Origin of the sequence: Deinococcus aestuarii (genome assembly GCF_018863415.1) — a bacterium.
GTDB lineage: Bacteria > Deinococcota > Deinococci > Deinococcales > Deinococcaceae > Deinococcus > Deinococcus aestuarii.
Genome location: NZ_JAHKSN010000001.1, coordinates 99809 through 118171, shown reverse-complemented (window position 1 = coordinate 118171; position 18363 = coordinate 99809). Strand labels below are relative to the sequence as shown.

Below are 18363 nucleotides of genomic sequence, written 5' to 3'. Positions count from 1 at the left end.
GGTCGGGAGGACACATGCAGGGCCTCCTCTCCGACCTGCCCCTGCTGGGGGTGCTGGAACTCATCAACGCGACCCGGCAGACGGGTGTCCTCGACGTTCAAACGGGGGTGCCCTACACGGTGGCCTTCGTGGGGGGCGAGATCGTGGGGGGCGGCATCCTCGACTGGCTGGGGGTGGACGCGATCCAGGCGAGTCCGCTGCTGCCGGTGGAGGGGACCTTCGAATTCACCCCGCGCGGGGTCACGGGCTCGCCCTTGAGCCCCTACGGCCACTTCGCCGCCGACTGGGCCCGCGCTTCGGACGAGTGGGAGCAGGTCTGCGCGGTGATCGGCAGCCCCAGCCGGGTGTTCCGGGGCGCGCTGCCCCCCTTGATCGGCCCCGCCGGGCGCAGCGTGCGCGACGCCGCCGAGGGCACGGGCCGCCCGCTGTTCGAGGTGGCGCAGCGGGTCGCCGCCGGGGTGCGGGGGGGGCGGGTGGAGCCCACCGGGGAGTTCGCGTGGTCGGCCCTGCGCCTGCAAGGGGGGCGGCCGGAGGGCCACTCCCCGGTCGCGGCGGCCCTCGACGGTCGGCGCAACCTGGGCGAACTCGTCGCCGGGGGCTTTGACGTGCGCGAGGTGCGCGGGTACCTCCTCACCCAGATTCGCGCCGGGCTGAGGTTCCCGGGCAGCGGCTGGGTGCTGCGCGACCTGATCTGGGAACAGCAGCACCTGGCCTGACTGGTGGCGGACCGGCCCGCCTGTGCCGTTCAATAGGGGCGTGTTCGCCCTTCGCCCCGCCTCCCCCGCCGACCGCGCGGCCCTCTACCGCATCTGCCTGGAGACCGCCGACAGCGGCGCGGACGCGACCCACCTGTACCGCGACCCCCGGCTCGTCGGCCACATCTACGCCGGGCCCTACCTGGCGTTCGAGCCGGCATTCGCCCTCGTGCTGGAAGACGGGGACGGGGTGGGCGGGTACGTCCTCGGGGCCCTCGACACGGCGGCCTTCGAGGCGCGGTTGGAGCGGGAGTGGTGGCCCGCCCTGCGGGAGCGCTACCCGGACCCGGCGGACGTCCCCCTCGGGGCCCGCACGCCGGACGAGCGGCTGGCATACCTCCTGCACCGTCCCCAGCGGGCGGACCCCGCCGTGCTCGCCGAGTACCCCTCGCACCTGCACATCGACCTGCTGCCGCGCGCGCAGGGGGGCGGGCACGGGCGCCGGATGCTCGAACGCCTCTTCGCGGCCCTGCGGGGAGCCGGGTCGCCGGGCGTCCACCTGGGGGTGGGCGGGAGCAACACGCGCGCCCAGGGCTTTTACCGGCACGTGGGCTTTCAGGAGTTGGCGCGCGCCCCGGGAGGGAGCCTCACGCTCGGGCTCCGGCTGTAGGGGCGGTCCGTCGCCCCGGCTCAGAGCGAGGGCACGTGGGGGCGGGGCGTCAGGCCCGTTTGCCGCACCAGCCGCCGGACCTCCTGGCAGCGGCAGCCGGGGGCGGTGCACAGCAGGAGTTCGGGGTCGCGGGTCAGGGCGCCCACGGTGGCGTCCACGAGGTCGCGCACCCGGTACAGCCGCAGCGTGGAGCCCCCCACCCGGGCGGAGCGGGCGCGGACGGAGGGGGCCATGCGCTCGAAGTCCGCCGAGCAGTTGGGAAAGGCGGTCGGCCGCACCTGCCCGTCCACGGATACGTAGCGGGTCAGCAGCGGCATGCCCGCCACGTGCTCCCCGTAGTGGACCGTCGTGTTGCTGCCGAAGTCCACGCCCATCAAGAGGGCGTACCCGCCCAGGTCGTACAGGGCGCCGATGGGCCCGTAGGGGCTGTCCAGCGTCTGCACGCCCGTGATGGCCCGCGCCGCCTCGCCCAGCGCGACGAAGCTGAGGGTGGGGTGGAAGCTGCGCACCGCCGCCGCGCGCTCCACGAGTTCCTGCGGCACCCGCCCGATGTCGCGGCTCACCCGCGAGTCGCGGTGGAAGCGGGCGTGGACGGGCGACGTGGGGTGGCGCAGCAGCGTGCCATACGTGAAGGCGGGGGCCACCACCGTCGCCGTGCGGGTGGCGAGCGTGTCCACCACCGCCCGCGCCCCGCCCTCCATCTGCCCGAAGGACTTCAGGCTCGCGTGGACGATGACGTGCTGCGACCCGTCGAGCCCCAGCTCTCCCAGGCCCTCGTCGAGTTCGGCGGCCGTCACGGGCGGCTTGCGCAGCAGGTTCAGCACTTCATCAGCTTATCAGCCGTCAGCTTTCAGCGATCAGCCAGGAACACACAGAGGGAGCCGTCCGGGCGTGGGCGGTTCCCCTGTTGTTGGCTGAAAGCTGACGGCTGAGAGCTGACCGCCTACTTCACGAACAGCATCTGCCGGTACGTCGGCAGCGGCCAGTGCTTGTCGGCGACGACCTTTTCGAGCCGGTCGGCGGCCCGGCGCACCTGCACCATCGCGGGCAGCACGTGGTCGCGGACGTGATGGGCCTTGTCGTGAATCTGCTCGCCGCCGAGCGCCCTGTTCTGCTCGCGCAGGGTCTGGAGGGCGTCGTACAGCTCGTCGGTGAGCCCGGCGACCTCGGTGGCGGTGGCGTCGAGCGCCCGGCTGGGCGTCCTGACCGCGCCCAGGTCCCCCAGGTACCCGGCGGCGGCGGGCAGGATCATCGTCTGGGCGATGTACTCGGTCGTTTCGCCCTCGATGTTCACCGTCTTGAAATACTGGTCGTACATGATCTCCTGGCGGGCCGAGAGCTCACGCCCCGACAGCACGCCGAACTTCTCGAAAAGCTGAGCGTTCTTCTCGTCGGTGAGGTGCTCGATGGCGTCGAGGCTGGTGCGGAGGTTGAGCAGGCCGCGCCCGTGCTCGGCCTCGTGATGCCACTCCTCGGCGTAACCGTCGCCGTTGAAGACGATGCGCTTGTGCCGGGTATACGTGTCCCGCACGATCTCGCCGACCGCCGCGTCCAGGTCCTCGCCCCGGGTGAGCCGCGCCTCCAGCTCCGCCGTGAGGCCCTGCACCGCGTCCGCCACGATGGTATTCAGCACCGTGATCGGCATGGAGATGCTCTGGGACGAGCCCGCCGCGCGGAACTCGAACTTGTTGCCGGTAAAGGCGAAGGGGCTGGTGCGGTTGCGGTCCCCGGCGTGGCGCGGCAGGGGCGGCAGCACGCTCGACCCCAGGCCGAGGAGCCCGGCCTCCGCGCCGCGCCCGCCCTGGCCGCTCGCCAACCGGTCGAAGATGTCGGTGAGTTCGCTGCCCAGGAAGATCGAGAGGATCGCGGGCGGCGCCTCGTTCGCGCCGAGGCGGTGGTCGTTGCTCGCCGAGGCCACCGAGATGCGCAAGAGGTCCTGGTGCTCGTCCACGGCCTTGATGACCGCCGAGCAGAAGAACAGGAACTGGAGGTTCTCGTGCGGGGTGTCGCCGGGTTCGAGCAGGTTCTCGCCCGCGTTCGTGCCCATGCTCCAGTTGCAGTGCTTGCCCGAGCCGTTCACGCCCGCGAAGGGCTTCTCGTGCAGGAGGGCGACGAGGCCGTACTTGCGCGCCGTGTTGCGCAGAACCTGCATGATGAGCTGCTGGTGGTCGGCGGCCACGTTGCTGCTCTCGAAAATCGGGGCGATCTCGAACTGGCCGGGGGCGACCTCGTTGTGGCGGGTCTTGACCGGGATGCCCAGGGTGTAGAGCTGCATCTCGGCGTCGGTCATGAAGCTCAGCACCCGGTCGGGGATCGCGCCGAAGTAGTGGTCTTCGAGCTCCTGCCCGCGCGGGGGCTGCGCGCCGAAGAGGGTCCGGCCCGTCATCACGAGGTCGGGGCGGCGGAAGTAGTACTCCTCGGCGATCAGGAAATATTCCTGCTCGGCGCCGAGCGTGCTGCCCACCCGGGTCCCCTCCGACGCCCCGAACAGGCGCAGGGCGGGGGTCACGGCCTTGTTCAGCGCCTCGGTCGAGCGCAGCAGGGGCGTCTTGTTGTCGAGGGCCTCGCCGGTCCACGAGGCGAAGGCGGTCGGGATGCACAGGGTCGCGCCGTTCGCGTGCCGCATGATGAAGGCGGGGCTGGAGGGGTCCCAGGCGGTGTAGCCGCGCGCCTCGAAGGTGGCTCTCAGCCCGCCCGAGGGGAATGAGGAGGCGTCGGGCTCGGCCTGGATGAGTTCCTTGCCGCTGAAGACCGCGATGGCCTGGCCGTCCCCGTTGGGCGAGACGAAGGAGTCGTGCTTCTCGGCGGTGGCGCCCGTGAGGGGCTGGAACCAGTGGGTGTAGTGGGTGGCGCCCTTTTCCATCGCCCAGTTCTTCATGGCGAGCGCCACGGTGTCGGCGATGCCGGGGTCGAGGGTCTCGCCGCGCTCCAGGGTGGCCTGGAGGCTCTTGTACACGGGCTTGCTCAACCGGGCCCTGAGCTGGTCCAGGGTCAGCACGTCCCGGGAGAACAGCTCGTCCACGACGTGGTTGGGCAAGAAGGCCGGGGAGGCCTCGACGCGCCAGTTGCGGGCGGCGGAAATCACATCGAAGTCGTGGTTCATCGTTTCCTCTCCCTGTGGCCTCGGCTTCCCCGCGGGGCACGGCACGGCAGCATCCCTTTCCCGCACCCCGTTTTCAGCTCGGCCGGACTCTGCCCCGGAGTATAGGAGCGTGCCAAATGCACGGTCAACGTGGAGTTGGACAAGTTGCAGGAACGGCGCGAGGAACAGCGTCAATCTCCGGCCCAACCTGCACTTTGCTCCGGCCGGAGGGTTCACCGGGGCAGTGAACGGCGAACATCCTGCGGTGCGGGCGGGCGGCGGGGTGGGGCCACCCGACCCTTGCGCTCTCCCCCGCCCGCCCGCTACGGTCAGGGGCACACGGAGGCCCGCCACGAGATGACGCCCACGCCCGACGCCCAGAGCACGCCCCCCCGCACCCCACAGGACATCCTCGCCACCTTGAGCGCGGAGAACGTGAAGTTCTTGCGCCTGCAATTCACCGACATCTTGGGCACGACGAAGAACGTGGAGGTGCCCGGCTCGCAGTTCGAAAAAGCGCTCGCCGGGGACGTGACCTTCGACGGCAGCGCGGTGGAGGGGTTCACCCGGGTCGAGGAGAGCGACATGCTCCTCACGCCCGACCTCTCCACCTTCCTGATCTACCCGCAGTTCTCGCGCGAGGAGGGCGAGCGCGGCCGGGTCGCGCGGCTGATCTGCGACGTGACGCTGCCGGGCGGCACGCCCTTCGAGGGGGACCCCCGGCGGGTGCTGGGGCGGCAGGTTGCCCGCGCGGCCGACCTCGGCTTCGAGATGTTCGTGGGGACCGAACCCGAGTTCTTCCTGTTCGAGCGGGGCGCGGACGGGCGCGGCAGCACCGTCACCCACGACAAGGCGGGGTACTTCGACCTCGCGCCCGTGGACAAGGGCGAGCGCATCCGGCGGGAGATCGCGAACAAGCTCGTGCAGATGGGCTTCGAGATCGAGGCCTCGCACCACGAGGTCGCGCCGGGGCAGCACGAGATCGACTTCCGCTACGCCCCCGCCCTGGAGACCGCCGACCGGATCGCCACCTTCAAGTTCGTGGTCAAGCGGGTGGCGCTGGAGTACGGGCTGCTCGCCAGCTTCTTGCCCAAGCCGCTGCCCGGCGTGAACGGCTCGGGGATGCACTGCCACCTCAGCCTCTTCAAGGACGGGGCGAACGCCTTCGCCGACCCCGCGGGGGAGCACGGCCTGTCGGCCACGGCGCGGCACTTCATCGCGGGGCTCTTGGAGCATGCGGGGGGCATGGCGGCGGTCACCAATCCGCTCGTAAACAGTTACAAGCGGCTGGTGCCGGGGTACGAGGCGCCCGTCAACGTCGCCTGGAGCACGAGCAACCGCTCGGCGCTGATCCGCATTCCGGCCAAGCGGGGTCACTCCACCCGCGCCGAGGTGCGGATGCCCGACCCCTCGTGCAATCCGTACCTGGCCCTCGCGGCGATGCTCGCGGCGGGGCTCGACGGCATCGAGCACGGGATGGAGCCGCCGCCCGCCATCGGGCGCAACATCTTCCGCATGACGGTGCGGGAAAAGCGGCACCACCGCATCCGCGAGCTGCCCACCGACCTGCGCGAGGCGGTGGACGAACTCGAAAAGGACCCGGTGATCGCCGGGGCGCTCGGCGAGCACGTCCTCGACCATTTCGTCGCGGCCAAGCGGGCGGAGTGGCGCGAATACTCGGCGGCCGTCCATGCCTGGGAGCTGGAGCGCTATCTCGACCTGATCTGAGGCACCCCCCCCGGCGGGGCACCGGGGCCTCCCGGTTGCCCACAACCCCTTTTTGCCGCAATATCCTTTCGCTGGGCCGCGCTGGAATCAGTTCCGGGAGGCTCCTCTCATGAGCCTCGCGTTGACTTCGCTTAAAGGCGTCCCTAGAATTGTGGCAATCTCAACAACGGCGCACAAGCGCACCTTTTTCGGAGGATCCATGAAGAAAACCGCCCTGAGCCTTTCCGTTCTCGCCGCGCTGGCCCTGGGGGGCGCGAGCGCCCAGACCACGATCAAGCTCGCCACCCTCTCGCCCCTCTCGGGCGGGCAGAGCGACCTCGGCACCCAGATTCGCAACGGCGCGCAGATCGCCGTGAACGAGTACAAGGCGCAGTTCCAGCAGCTCGGGCTGACCCTCCAGCTCGCCCCCTACGACGACCAGGCGGACCCGGCCACAGGCACCGCGCAGGCGCGCAAGATCGCCTCGGACCGCTCGATCCTGGCGGTGGTGGGGACCCTGAACTCGGGCGTGGCGATTCCGTCGAGCGCGGCGCTTCAGCCCAGCCGCGTGGCGCTGGTGAGCCCGGCGAACACCGCCAACCAGGTCACCGACCGCGGCCTGAGCAACATGAACCGCATCGTGGCGCGCGACGACGCGCAGGGTCCGGCGGGCGCGAACTTCATCACCGGGACGCTCAAGGCGAGCAAGGTCTACATCATCAACGACAAGACCGCCTACGGCGAGGGGCTGGCGCGCGAGGTGGAAAAGGCCCTCAAGGCCAAGAACATCCAGGTCGTGGGCAACGAGGGCACCGAGGAGAAGAGCGACTTCTCGAGCATCGTCGCCAAGATCCGGCTCCAGCGGCCCGACGCGATCTACTTCGGCGGGATTTATAACCAGGTGGGCGTCTTTATCAAGCAGCTCCGCGAGGCCGGGATCACCACGCCGGTGGTGGGCGGCGACGGCCTGGACAGCTCTGAACTGGCGACCATCGCCGGGGCGGGGGCAAACAACATCTACTTCACGACGGTGGCCGCTCCCATCGAGGCGCTGCCCGCCGCGCGGACCTTCGCCGCGAACTACCAGAAGACCTTCAACGACACCGCGCAGGGCTTCGGCGCCTTCGGGTACGACGCCGCCAAGGTGGCCCTCCAGGGCATCCTGGCCGCCGCCAAGGCCAACGGCAACAAGGCCCCGACCCGCCAGCAGGTGGAGGCCGCGATCCGCAAGGGCAGCTTCACGGGCCTGCTCTCGGGCAACGTGAGCTTCAACAGCGTCGGCGACCGCCGCTCGGCGACCCTGTACGTGATGAACGTGGAGGGCGGCAAGTACAAGCTCGCCACCAGCGTACCCGTCCGTCCCACCCGGCAGTAAGCGGGCAGGGCCGCCGGGACATCTCCCCAGGGCCGGGCATCACGCTCGGCCCCTTCGCTATGGTGGGGGGCGCAGGCCCGGGCGAGGCCTCTCGCCCCTGCGTTTCAGGTCCCGGCCCCGAAGATCGCCATCTCCACCCCCGACGCTCACGGGGACCGACACCGAGAGGAGAGACCCACCTTGGACCTCGCCACCCTGCTGCCCTTTATCGTCAACGTGATCGTGGGCGGTCTCGTGCTGGGCTTCGTGTACGCCATCATCGCGCTGGGCTACACGATGGTCTACGGCGTGCTGCAACTCATCAACTTCGCCCACTCGGAAGTCTTTGTCACCGGCGCGGTCGTCGGCTTCGAGGTCTTCCGGGTCCTCGCCCCCAATCCCATGAACGGCTACCTCAAGCTGCTCATCGCGCTTGTGGCCGCGATGATCGTGTCGGGGCTGCTCAACGTGCTGATCGAGCGGCTGGCCTACCGCCCGCTCCGGAACGCGCCCAAGCTGGTGCCGCTGATCACCGCCCTGGGCGTCTCGCTGATCTTGCAGGACGTGCTGCGGATCATCGAGGGCTTCCAGGGCCGGTTTGACCTGACCTACACGCTGCCGCCGGGCTTCGCGGGCCGCTTCTGCGCGGCAGAGAGTTCGTGCGCGGGGCTGGGCAACTTCCTGCGGACCATCGGCGTCGACCTCCAGCTCAAGGACGTGATCCTGATCGTGGTCTCGCTGCTGAGTCTGGCGGTGCTCAATTACCTCGTGAACCGCACCCGGCTGGGCAAGGCGATCCGGGCGGTGGCGCAGGACCGGGTGACCGCCGGGCTGATGGGCATCGACGCCAACCGCATGATCAGCGCGACCTTCCTGATCGGCGGGGCGCTCGGCGGCATCTCCGGGGTCCTGTTCGGCATGAAGTTCGGCACGGTGAACGCCTACTCGGGCTTCGACCCCGGGATCATCTCCTTTACCGCCGCCGTGCTGGGCGGCATCGGCTCGATTCCGGGGGCGGTGCTCGGCGGGCTGGTGCTCGGGGTGATCCAGAATCTGATCGGCGTGACGAACGTGTTCGGCGGGCTGCTGGGGATCGCCAACCTGGAGGCCATCGACGCCTCCTACCAGCGGATCGGGGCCTTTATCGTGCTCGTGCTCATCCTGATCTTCAAGCCGACCGGCCTGCTCGGCAAGAGCAACGTGGAGAAGGTATGACGGCGGCCAACCCCGCGGCGCCCCGGCGTGCCCGGCCCCTGCCGGACCGGACCATACTGCTCATCCTCACGTTCCTGGTCACGAGCGGCCTGCTGCTGCTCTCGCACAACGGCCCGCTGCTCGAGCGGCTCGGCGCCCTGGGGACCGTGCTGCGCAACCCCATCGTCGAGGCGGTCGTCGTCTCGCTGTTCCTCGCCAACGTGCTCTTCGCATACCTGTGGCGGGCAGCCCCGTGGGCGAAGGCGCTCGTGGGCCTGGGGAGCCTGCTGCTCGTGCTGCCGTGGGCGGGGCGGGAGGACACCAGCCTCCTCGACCTGAGCATCCAGATCATGATCTTCGCCGCGCTCGCGCTGGGCCTGAACATCGTGGTGGGACTGGCGGGGCTGCTCGACCTGGGGTACGTGGCCTTTTTCGCGGTGGGGGCGTACACCTGGGGCATCTTCGCCAGCCCGAGGTTTGCGGAGATCTTGCGGTACTACGGCGAGAATCCGGGGGGGACGAACGCGCTCACCCTTGCGCTCGGGCTGTTCCTGACCGCCGTCACGGCGGCGAGCATGGTCTATATCCGGCGCCAGACCGTGCGGCCCACCCGGGCGTCCTCGTGGAGCTTCGGGCTGGCGAGCTTCGGGCTGATCGCGGGGCTGCTTCTGACCGGGCGGGCGCTGCTCGTGCTCAACGCGGGGGCCGCCGCGGGACTCGCGACGGGCATCGACCCCAACTTCTTCTGGCTCTTCCTGGCGCTGAGCGTCTTTGCCGCCGCCGTCGTGGGCGTCTTGATCGGCCTGCCGGTGCTGCGGCTCAAGGGCGATTACCTCGCCATCATCACGCTGGGCCTGGGCGAGGTGATCCGGGTGCTGGCGAACAACCTCGACCTGTACTCGGCGGGGTCGCAGGGCATCACGCCGATCCGGAGCGCGTCGGTGCCGTGGTTCGACGGGCTGGCGGGGGCGCTGGGCTTCCAGCCCGACCAGTATTACCTGCTCTTCTTGTACGTGCTCGTGCTGGTGTTGATCGCGGTGATCTTGCTCGTGAACATCCGGCTCGACCGCTCGCGGATCGGGCGGGCGTGGATCGCCATCCGCGACGACGAGGTGGCGGCGCAGGCGATGGGCGTGCCCCTCGTGCAGACCAAGCTGATCGCCTTCGCCACGGGCGCGTCGTTCGCGGGGGCGATGGGGATGATCTTCGCGGCGAAGCAGACCTTCGTGAGCCCGGAGAGCTTCAACATCTTCCAGAGCATCGGCGTGCTGAGCATGGTGATTCTGGGCGGCATGGGCTCCTTTCCCGGCGTGATCCTGGGGGCGGCGGTGGTCACGCTGCTCAACCTGCGCATCCTGCCGGGGCTGGGCGAGGCGACCGCGAACGTGCCGTGGATTCCGCAGCAGGTGAACCCGGGGCAGCTTCAGCGGCTGGTCTTCGGGGCGATTCTGGTGGCGATCATGCTGCTGAGGCCCGAGGGGCTCCTCCCCAACCGCCGCCGGGTGCTCGAACTCCACCACGACGAGAATCAGGAGGACGACAGCGCCCAGGGCGCGGGTCCGGCCCTAACGGGGGGCGGCGGGGACGTGTACAGCCCGGGGTACGCCACCCGCGAGGAAGACGAGTCGGCGGGCACCACGGGGAGAGGGACGAGAGGCACGCGATGAACATTCTCGAAGTGCAGGGGGTCACGAAGACCTTCGGCGGCCTGACCGCCGTGAACGACGTGACCCTGGAGGTGCCCCGCGAGGGCATCGTGAGCATCATCGGGCCGAACGGGGCCGGGAAGACGACCTTTTTCAACCTCGTGACGAGCATCTACAGCCCGGATCAGGGCACCATCCGCCTGGGCGGGCAAGAACTCGTGGGGCTGCGCCCGGATCAGGTTGTCAGCGCCGGGATCGCGCGCACCTTCCAGAACATCCGGCTCTTTTCGACCATGAGCGCCGAGGAGAACATCATGGTGGGGCGGCACACCCGGCTGAAGGCGGGGTACCTCGACGCCCTGCTGCGCACCCGCCGCTTCCACAGCAGCGAGGAGGAGGCGCGCGAGGTGGCGCGGGTGATGCTCGACTTCGTGGGGCTGGGCCGCTGGCGCCGGGAGCTGGCGACCAACCTGCCCTACGGCGACCAGCGCAAGCTGGAGATCGCCCGCGCGCTCGCCACCACACCCAAGCTCGTGCTGCTCGACGAACCGGCGGCGGGCATGAACCCGCGCGAGACGGAAGACCTCAAGGCCTTGATCCGCCGCATCCGCGACGAGCTGGGGGTGACGGTGGTATTGATCGAACACGACATGCGGCTGGTGATGACCCTGTCCGAGCACATCACCGTGCTCGACTACGGCACCAAGATCAGCGAGGGGCTGCCCCATCAGGTCCGCAACGACCCGCGCGTGATGGAGGCGTACCTGGGGCGCGGCGCGGCGGCGGGCGAGTACGGGAAGGAGGCGGGGCCGCGTGCCTGAGACGCAGATGCTGGGTGAGAGAACGCAGGGGGCGGGAACGGCTCTGCTCGAACTGCAAGGCATTCACACGTACTACGGCCACATCCACGCCCTCAAGGGGCTGGACCTCACCGTGCAGGGGGGCGAGATCGTGGCCCTGATCGGCGGCAACGGGGCGGGCAAGACGACCACCCTGCGCACGGTCAGCGGCATGATGAAGCCCCGGGTGGGCAGCGTGATGTACCAGGGGCAGAACGTCGGCGGCCTGCCCGCCCACACGATCATGGGCCGGGGCATGAGCCACGTGCCCGAGGGCCGCCGCATCTTCCCGCAGCTCACCGTGCGCGAGAACCTGGAGGTCGGGGCGTACACAGTGACCGACCGCCGGGTGACGGAGGAACGCATTCAGGAAGGCTTCGCGCTCTTCCCCCGTCTCAAGGAGCGCGAGAACCAGCTCGGCGGCACGATGTCGGGCGGCGAGCAGCAGATGCTGGCGATTGCGCGGGCGCTGATGGTCAACCCCAGGTTGCTGCTGCTCGACGAGCCCAGCATGGGCCTCTCTCCCCTGTTCGTGGAGGCGATCTTCGACATCGTGGAGCGGCTGAACAAGGAGCGCGGCACGACGATCCTGCTCGTGGAGCAGAACGCGAGCATGGCGCTGGGCGTGGCCCACCGGGCCTACGTGCTCCAGACAGGCGAGATCCGGCTGAGCGGCCCCGCCGCCGAGATCGCGCGCGACGAGAGCGTCCGCAAGGCGTACCTCGGGGACGAGTAGGGGCTGTGGGGGGAGGGGGCCGCTTCCGGCGTGGGGGCGGCCCCCCGCCCTTTCGGGGTCCGTACGCCCTCCTACCGAGCCGATCCGGGGAATCGGCTACCTTCAGCCATGCGACTTCTGAGCGGCGGTGTGGTAGCCCTCGTCTCCGTTTCCCTCTTCACCTCGTGTCTGCCCAGACCGCAGGCGTTCGACCCGGCCCGGCTGCCCGACCCCGCCGACCTGAGTTCGCGCAACGCGGCGACCGAGTGGTACTACGTCTCGGGCTACCTGCCGGAATCGGGGCTGGCCTTCCACTGGGCGCAGTTCAAGGTGAACTACCGGGGCATTCCCTACCACGCGGGGCATCTGGCGGTCGCCGACCTGCGCGCCGGGAAGCTGAACCTCTACGAGAACACCTCCCAGAGCGTGCGCTTCGGTTTTCCGCCGCTGCGGGTGGAGCAGGGGGCGTGGCGGCTGGTGCAGGGGGCGGGGGCGCGGGACTACCAGCTTCAGGCCGGGCCGCTCAACCTCACCCTGACGCCGCAAAAGGGGCCGGTCGTCCACCCGCCGGGCTACTCGGGGACCCCCGAGGTGGGGCGGCTGTACTACCAGAGCCTCACCCGGCTGGACGCGAGGGGCACGGTGGCCCTGCCGGGGGGCGAGACACGGGAGGCGCGCGGGCTGGTGTGGCTCGATCACCAGTGGGGCGACCAGCAGCCGGGCGCGCAGGCCAGATGGGACTGGTTCGGGCTGCACCTCTCCGACGGCTCGGACCTGATGCTCTACCGGGTGCGCGACGCCCAGAACAGGGTCGTGCAGGTCGCCGCCTCGCGGGTGGACGCGCAGGGGGTGGCGCGCGAGGTCCGGGACGTGACGATGACCCCGGGCCGGGTCTACCGCAGCCCCAGCGGGCGCGAGTACGTGCTCGGCTGGCAGGTGCAGGCCGGTGACCTCACCCTCGCCCTCGACGCCGTGCGGGATGAGCAGGAACTCCTGACGAAAAACACCTCCGTCGCCTACTGGGAGGGGCCGGTGCGCGGCACGGGGACGCTGGCCGGACAGCCCGTCACCGCCGAGGGCATGGGCGAGTTCGTCGGCGGCATCCTCACCCGCGAGGAGGGCGGCCGCTTCTTCCCGTCCGGGCGCTGAACGGGGGCGGGACATGCCTTACCCTTATCAAGACTCTACAAACTTGACATGACCGCACTCAAGTTGCAGAATGGAGGCACTTGAGGAGGTCCCCTTGAATCCCGAACGTTTCACCGAGGCCGCGACGCAGGCCATCGCCGCCGCGCAGGGGCTCGCACAGTCCAACCACCAGCAGAACCTGACCGCCCTGCACGTGCTTCGCACGCTGACCGACAACGACACCGCCGCCCGGGCGATCACCGCCGCCGGGGGCGACCTGACCACACTCCGAACCGCGCTGGACAGCGAACTCGCCAAACTGCCGCGCGTGCAGGGGGGCGGGGGCAACCTGTATCTCGATCCGGCGCTAGGCCGCGCGTTCCAGAAGGCCGAGGGGGTCGCGGGGGAGTTCGGCGACTCGTTCGTCGCCGCCGACACGCTGCTGCTCGCGCTGCGGGGGGAGTACCGGGGCCAGGGCCTGCCCGCCGAGAACGTCCTTCGCCAGGTCATCACCGAGGCCCGGAAAGGAAAGACCGTGACCACGAAATCCGCTGAATCGCAATTCGACGCCCTGAACAAGTACGGCACCGACCTGACCCAGCGAGCGCGTGACGGCAAGCTCGACCCCGTGATCGGCCGCGACGAGGAGATTCGCCGCGCCATGCAGATTCTGCTGCGGCGGACCAAGAACAACCCCGTGCTGATCGGCGAGCCGGGCGTGGGCAAGACCGCCATCGCGGAGGGTCTCGCCAGCCGCATCGTGAAGGGCGACGTGCCGGAGGGCCTTAGAAATAAGCGCATCGTCTCGCTGGAGATGGGCAGCCTGCTCGCGGGCGCCAAGTTCCGCGGCGAGTTCGAGGAACGCCTCAAGGGCGTGATCGACGAGGTGGTCGGGTCCCAGGGCGAGGTCATCCTCTTCGTGGACGAGATTCACACCATCGTCGGCGCGGGCAAGACGGAGGGCAGCCCCGACGCGGGCAACATGCTCAAGCCCGCCCTCGCCCGCGGTGAGCTGCACCTGATCGGCGCGACCACCCTCGACGAGTACCGCGAAATTGAAAAGGACCCCGCCCTGGAGCGGCGCTTCCAGCCCGTCTTCGTGGACGAGCCCAGCGTGGAGGACACCATCTCCATCCTGCGCGGGATCAAGGAGCGGTATCAGGTCCACCACAACGTGGAGATCACCGACCCGGCGCTCGTCGCCGCCGCGGGGCTCTCGCACCGCTACATCTCCGACCGCCAGCTTCCCGACAAGGCCATCGACCTGATCGACGAGTCGGCGGCGCGGCTGCGGATGGCGCTCGAATCGAGCCCCGAGCGGATCGACCAGCTCGAACGCCGCAAGCTGCAACTGGAGATCGAGCGCGAGGCGTTGAGGCGCGAGAAGGACCAGGACTCGCAAAACCGCCTCCTCGACCTGGAGGAGACGCTGAAGGCCGTCACCGACGACCTCGCCGAAGTGCGGGGGCGCTGGGAGGCCGAGCGGCAGGAGGTCCAGGTGCTGCGCGAGAAGCGCGAGGCGCTCGATCAGGTCCGCACCGACATCGAGAAGGCGCGCCGCGAGTACGACCTGGCGCGGGCCGCCGAGCTGGAGTACGGCAAGCTGCCGCAGCTTGAGCGGGAAGTGCAGGAGCTGGAGCGCAAGCTGCGCGGCGCCGAGTTCGCCCACCTCGAAGTGACGGAGGAGGACGTGGCCGCCGTCGTGAGCCGCTGGACGGGCATCCCGGTCAGCAAGCTCGTCGAGGGCGAGCGCGAGAAGCTGCTGCACCTCGAAGAGCAGCTCCACGGGCGCGTGATCGGGCAAGACCGCGCCATCGTGAGCGTGGCCGACGCCATCCGCCGCGCCCGCGCGGGGTTGAGCGACCCGAACCGTCCGCTGGGCTCCTTCATGTTCCTGGGGCCGACGGGCGTGGGCAAGACCGAGCTGGCGAAGGCGCTGGCCGAGTTCCTGTTCGACTCCCCGGACGCGATGGTCCGTCTCGACATGAGCGAGTATATGGAGAAGCACACCGTCGCCCGACTCATCGGGGCTCCTCCCGGGTACGTGGGCTACGAGGAGGGCGGCCAGCTCACCGAGGCCGTGCGGCGCCGCCCCTACGCGGTGATCCTGCTCGATGAGATCGAGAAGGCGCACCCGGACGTGTTCAACGTGCTGCTCCAGGTGCTCGACGACGGGCGGCTGACCGACGGGCAGGGCCGCACGGTGGACTTCCGCAACACGCTGATCATCCTGACGAGCAACATCGGCTCGCCGCTGATCCTGGAGGCGCAGGCACGCGGCGAGAGCGCGGAGAGCATCCGGGACCAGGTGCTCGGCGTCTTGCAATCGAGCTTCCGGCCCGAGTTCCTCAACCGCATCGACGACATCATCGTCTTCGACGCGCTGACGCCCGCCGACCTGCACAAGATCGTGGACATCCAGATGGGGGGCCTGCGCAAGCGACTCGCCGAGCGCCGCGTGACGCTGCACCTCACCGACGCCGCCAAGGACCACCTCGCCCGCATCGGCTACGACCCCGCCTTCGGCGTCCGGCCCCTCAAGCGCGCCATTGCCCGCGAGATCGAGACGCCGCTCGCCCGCGAGATCCTGCAAGGCAACGTCCACGACAACAGCGCGCTGGTGGTGGACCACGACGGGTCGCGGTTCCGGTTCGACACGGGGGTGCTGAACTAGGAACGGTCAGCTCTCAGCCGTCAGCGATCAGCAGGAGAAAGGAAGCCGCTGCCCGAGCATGGGCGGCGGCTTCTTGTGTCGAAGTCTCCCGAGGCTCGGCGGCGTGTTACCGTGCCCCATGCCCGTCCTCCTCGACCTTCCGCCCACCGACCCGCGTGTCGTGAACCTGATGAACGCCCAGCAGCGCGAGTTGCGGGCGATGTACAACGACACCGACGAGCGAACGGAGCCGTTTGACCCGGCCACCCTCTCCGGGGAGGGCAGCGTGCTGCTGGCGGTCGAGGAGAACGGGACGCTGCTCGCCTGCGGGGCCTTGAAGCGCATCGAGCCGGACGCGGCGGAGGTCAAGCGTATGTACACCGTACCGGAGGCGCGCGGCCGTGGGCTGGGTCGCCAGATTCTCGCGGCGTTGATCGAGCGGGGTCGGGCGCTGGGGTACGCGCGGCTGGTGCTGGAGACGGGAGACTTGCAGGCGGAGGCGATCCACCTGTACGAGTCGGCGGGCTTCACCCGTATTCCGAACTACGGGTACTACGTGGGGATCGGGAACAGCCTGTGCTATGAGCTGCCGCTCGCGGTCCAGGCCGCCCGACCTGCCTTTTGAATTCACCCCGGTCAAGGAACGAGCCGCCGCCCGTGCACGGGCGGCGGCTCGCGGCTCGTCGGCTCAGCGGCGGTCGTTGGCGTTCCGGCCTGCCAGACCCGCGAGGCCGATCAGACCGGCGAGCCCCAGCCAGCCCCAGTCAGTCCCCCGGTTGGTGGTGGTCGTCGTGTCGGTGGTGCCGGTCGTGGTGGTGTCGGTGGTCGTCGTGTCCGTCTGGGCCAGGGCCGTGACGGGCAGGGCGAGGACGGCGGCGAGGGTCACGGTCTTCAGCGCGAGGTTCTTCATGAGAGCCAGTGTGACCCAAGACACGCCCGCAAGGATTTCATTGGCGGCACGTTTCCTTGACCAAACCTTATCAACACGTCAGGAAGACGCCTCACCCCGCCGTCCTCCACACCAGCCCGACCGCCTCCTCCACGCTGCGGACGCCCTCGCGGCCCTCCAGCCCGGGCGGCACGATCAGGTCGCGGTATCCGGCACGCCTGGCCTCCTCGGCGCGGCGCAGGCTGCCCTGGGTCGAGCGAACCTCCCCCGCCAGCCCCACTTCCCCGAAGACGGCGACGTGGCCGGGAAGGGCTCGGCCCACGACCGCCGAGTACACCGCCAGCGCCACCGCAAGGTCGAGGCCAGGGTCAGCCACCTTCAGACCGCCCGCGAGGTTCACGTACACGTCGAGCCCACCGAGGGTGAGGTCGAGGCGGCGTTCGAGGACGGCGAGCACCACGTCCACCCGGCGCGGGTCGAGGCCGACGACCACCCGGCGCGGGTTGGGGTAGGGCGTCTTGGCGGCGAGCGCCTGCACTTCGAGGAGCATGGGCCGCTGCCCGTCGATGGTGGCGGCGACGACCGAGCCCGGCACCCCCACGGGCCGCTCGGCGAGGAAGGCCGCCGACGGGTTCTCGACGGCGACGAGGCCCTCTCCGCGCATCTCGAACACGCCGAGTTCTCCAGCCTGACCGAAGCGGTTTTTCACGGAGCGCAGGAGGCGGAAAGCCCCGACCGTCTCCAAGAAGACCGTCGTGTCCACGATATGCTCCATCACCTTCGGCCCGGCGACCGTCCCCTCCTTGGTGACGTGGCCGACGAGGACGGTCGCGGTGCCCGTCTCCTTCGCGGCGCGGGTGAGGAGGGAGGTTCCCTCGCGCACCTGGGCGACACCGCCGGGGGTGCCGTCTCCCTCCACCGTCACCGTCTGGATGGAGTCCACGATGCACAGGGCGGGTTTGTGCTCGGCCATCAGGGCGGCGACGTGCTCGGCCCGGGTGTCCCGGGTGAGGTGGATGTCGCCCGTCACGTTCAGGCGGTCGGCGCGCAGGCGAATCTGCTCCAGCGACTCCTCGCCCGCAACGTAGAGGACGGTCTGGCCCCCCACGGCGAGCTTGTCGGCCACCTGGAGGAGCAGCGTGCTCTTGCCGATGCCGGGCTCGCCGCCGATCAAGGTGACGCCGCCCGCGACCAGCCCGCCGCCGAGCACCCGGTCGAGTTCGGGAATCCCGCTGGGAAGGCGGGGTTCCTCGCGCCGCCCGACGGTGGAGAGGGGGGTGAGCTTGCCGCCCGTGACGCCGCCGTAGCCGCCCAGGCCGCCCGTTCTGGCCTTGCCGACGGCGGCGAGCGGAACCTCTTCCTCGAAGGAGTTCCACGCCTGACAGTTCGGGCAGCGTCCGAGCGGCTTGGCGGACTGGTAGCCGCAGCTCGTGCAGACGTAGCGGGTGGTGACCTTAGCCACAGCGCCCCCTAACCATTGGCCTCCACTCCACCCACGGGCCGGGCGTCCGCGCGCCAGTAGGTGCCCCCGCTCGTCGCCAGATAGTCGCCTTCCACGAGTTCGGTGAGGAGGATGCCCACGTCCTCCATCGTGCTGTGATCCCGCAACAGGGCCAGGACCTCGGCCTCCGGGTAGCGCCGACCCGGCTCGAACAGGCCCGTCAGGTGGTCGAGAATCGCCAGTTGGTGCGCGCGGCGGCGGTCGGAAGGCCAGCCGGTGATCCGGCCGTAGTCGTCCTGAAAGGCGGCGATGCTCTTGGTCATGGTGGGCATGGTAGCGGCTGGGCGCCG

The 18363-nt window shown here is 69.8% G+C and carries 16 protein-coding genes; 11 read left to right on the top strand and 5 right to left on the bottom strand.

Translation table 11 applies throughout. The features are described from left to right. Positions 1-14 precede the first annotated feature (14 nt). Complete coding sequence (locus IC605_RS00590; protein WP_216317637.1) at positions 15-716, top strand: DUF4388 domain-containing protein; 702 nt, start codon at positions 15-17, stop codon at positions 714-716. A gap of 40 nt (positions 717-756) precedes the next feature. Then, positions 757-1365, top strand: a complete 609-nt coding sequence (locus IC605_RS00585; protein WP_216317636.1) for a GNAT family N-acetyltransferase — start codon at positions 757-759, stop codon at positions 1363-1365. Between the two features lie 20 nt (positions 1366-1385). On the opposite strand, the gene IC605_RS00580 is transcribed toward IC605_RS00585, so the two are convergent. Together IC605_RS00580 and IC605_RS00575 are read right to left on the bottom strand one after the other, a co-directional pair. Further along, positions 1386-2189, bottom strand: a complete 804-nt coding sequence (locus IC605_RS00580) for an AAC(3) family N-acetyltransferase (protein ID WP_216317635.1) — start codon at positions 2187-2189, stop codon at positions 1386-1388. A gap of 119 nt (positions 2190-2308) precedes the next feature. Further along, positions 2309-4468, bottom strand: a complete 2160-nt coding sequence (locus IC605_RS00575) for a glutamine synthetase III family protein (protein WP_216317634.1) — start codon at positions 4466-4468, stop codon at positions 2309-2311. A gap of 336 nt (positions 4469-4804) precedes the next feature. Between IC605_RS00575 and glnA the strand changes: the two genes are divergently transcribed. From glnA to IC605_RS00530, 9 genes are all read left to right on the top strand, one after another. Continuing rightward, positions 4805-6175 carry a type I glutamate--ammonia ligase gene (gene glnA, locus IC605_RS00570; RefSeq protein WP_216317632.1) on the top strand — a complete coding sequence of 457 codons (1371 nt, stop codon included), beginning with the start codon at positions 4805-4807 and terminating at the stop codon, positions 6173-6175. A 199-nt stretch (positions 6176-6374) separates the two neighbouring features. Continuing rightward, positions 6375-7529 carry a branched-chain amino acid ABC transporter substrate-binding protein gene (locus IC605_RS00565; protein ID WP_216317630.1) on the top strand — a complete coding sequence of 385 codons (1155 nt, stop codon included), beginning with the start codon at positions 6375-6377 and terminating at the stop codon, positions 7527-7529. A gap of 180 nt (positions 7530-7709) precedes the next feature. Next, entirely contained in the window at positions 7710-8723 is a 1014-nt protein-coding gene (locus IC605_RS00560; RefSeq protein WP_216317628.1) for a branched-chain amino acid ABC transporter permease, read from the top strand. After that, positions 8720-10369: a branched-chain amino acid ABC transporter permease gene (locus tag IC605_RS00555; protein ID WP_216317626.1), complete on the top strand. Its 1650-nt coding sequence runs from the start codon at positions 8720-8722 to the stop codon at positions 10367-10369. The genes IC605_RS00560 and IC605_RS00555 overlap by 4 nt, the downstream gene beginning before the upstream one ends. Next, positions 10366-11169 (top strand): ABC transporter ATP-binding protein, encoded by an 804-nt coding sequence (locus IC605_RS00550; RefSeq protein ID WP_216317625.1) that lies wholly within the window; start codon positions 10366-10368, stop codon positions 11167-11169. Before IC605_RS00555 ends, IC605_RS00550 begins: the two co-directional genes overlap by 4 nt. A gap of 7 nt (positions 11170-11176) precedes the next feature. Continuing rightward, entirely contained in the window at positions 11177-11923 is a 747-nt protein-coding gene (locus IC605_RS00545; RefSeq protein ID WP_216318726.1) for an ABC transporter ATP-binding protein, read from the top strand. Positions 11924-12031: 108 nt separating this feature from the next. Then, the gene (locus IC605_RS00540; RefSeq protein ID WP_216317624.1) at positions 12032-13051 is read left to right on the top strand and encodes a lipocalin family protein; all 1020 of its coding nucleotides are present in this window, start codon (positions 12032-12034) and stop codon (positions 13049-13051) included. Between the two features lie 94 nt (positions 13052-13145). Next, positions 13146-15704 (top strand): ATP-dependent chaperone ClpB, encoded by a 2559-nt coding sequence (clpB, locus tag IC605_RS00535; protein ID WP_216317623.1) that lies wholly within the window; start codon positions 13146-13148, stop codon positions 15702-15704. A 118-nt stretch (positions 15705-15822) separates the two neighbouring features. Further along, entirely contained in the window at positions 15823-16308 is a 486-nt protein-coding gene (locus IC605_RS00530) for a GNAT family N-acetyltransferase (RefSeq protein WP_216317622.1), read from the top strand. 63 nt (positions 16309-16371) lie between these two features. On the opposite strand, the gene IC605_RS00525 is transcribed toward IC605_RS00530, so the two are convergent. The 3 genes from IC605_RS00525 to IC605_RS00515 form a co-directional block, all read right to left on the bottom strand. Continuing rightward, entirely contained in the window at positions 16372-16593 is a 222-nt protein-coding gene (locus tag IC605_RS00525) for a WGxxGxxG family protein (protein ID WP_216317621.1), read from the bottom strand. A 91-nt stretch (positions 16594-16684) separates the two neighbouring features. Continuing rightward, positions 16685-18034, bottom strand: coding sequence for a DNA repair protein RadA (radA, locus tag IC605_RS00520; protein WP_216317620.1), 1350 nt, complete (start codon positions 18032-18034; stop codon positions 16685-16687). Positions 18035-18042: 8 nt separating this feature from the next. Next, positions 18043-18336: a DUF2087 domain-containing protein gene (locus IC605_RS00515; RefSeq protein WP_216317619.1), complete on the bottom strand. Its 294-nt coding sequence runs from the start codon at positions 18334-18336 to the stop codon at positions 18043-18045. Positions 18337-18363 lie beyond the last annotated feature (27 nt).

Bases quoted from the DNA above. Each gene is read 5' to 3' on its own strand.
- IC605_RS00590 (WP_216317637.1), top strand. From the start codon at position 15: ATGCAGGGCCTCCTCTCCGACCTGCCCCTGCTGGGGGTGCTGGAACTC.
- IC605_RS00575 (WP_216317634.1), bottom strand. From the start codon at position 4,468: ATGAACCACGACTTCGATGTGATTTCCGCCGCCCGCAACTGGCGCGTC.
- glnA (WP_216317632.1), top strand. From the start codon at position 4,805: ATGACGCCCACGCCCGACGCCCAGAGCACGCCCCCCCGCACCCCACAG.
- IC605_RS00565 (WP_216317630.1), top strand. From the start codon at position 6,375: ATGAAGAAAACCGCCCTGAGCCTTTCCGTTCTCGCCGCGCTGGCCCTG.
- IC605_RS00555 (WP_216317626.1), top strand. From the start codon at position 8,720: ATGACGGCGGCCAACCCCGCGGCGCCCCGGCGTGCCCGGCCCCTGCCG.
- IC605_RS00550 (WP_216317625.1), top strand. From the start codon at position 10,366: ATGAACATTCTCGAAGTGCAGGGGGTCACGAAGACCTTCGGCGGCCTG.
- IC605_RS00545 (WP_216318726.1), top strand. From the start codon at position 11,177: ATGCTGGGTGAGAGAACGCAGGGGGCGGGAACGGCTCTGCTCGAACTG.
- IC605_RS00540 (WP_216317624.1), top strand. From the start codon at position 12,032: ATGCGACTTCTGAGCGGCGGTGTGGTAGCCCTCGTCTCCGTTTCCCTC.
- IC605_RS00530 (WP_216317622.1), top strand. From the start codon at position 15,823: ATGCCCGTCCTCCTCGACCTTCCGCCCACCGACCCGCGTGTCGTGAAC.
- IC605_RS00525 (WP_216317621.1), bottom strand. From the start codon at position 16,593: ATGAAGAACCTCGCGCTGAAGACCGTGACCCTCGCCGCCGTCCTCGCC.
- IC605_RS00515 (WP_216317619.1), bottom strand. From the start codon at position 18,336: ATGACCAAGAGCATCGCCGCCTTTCAGGACGACTACGGCCGGATCACC.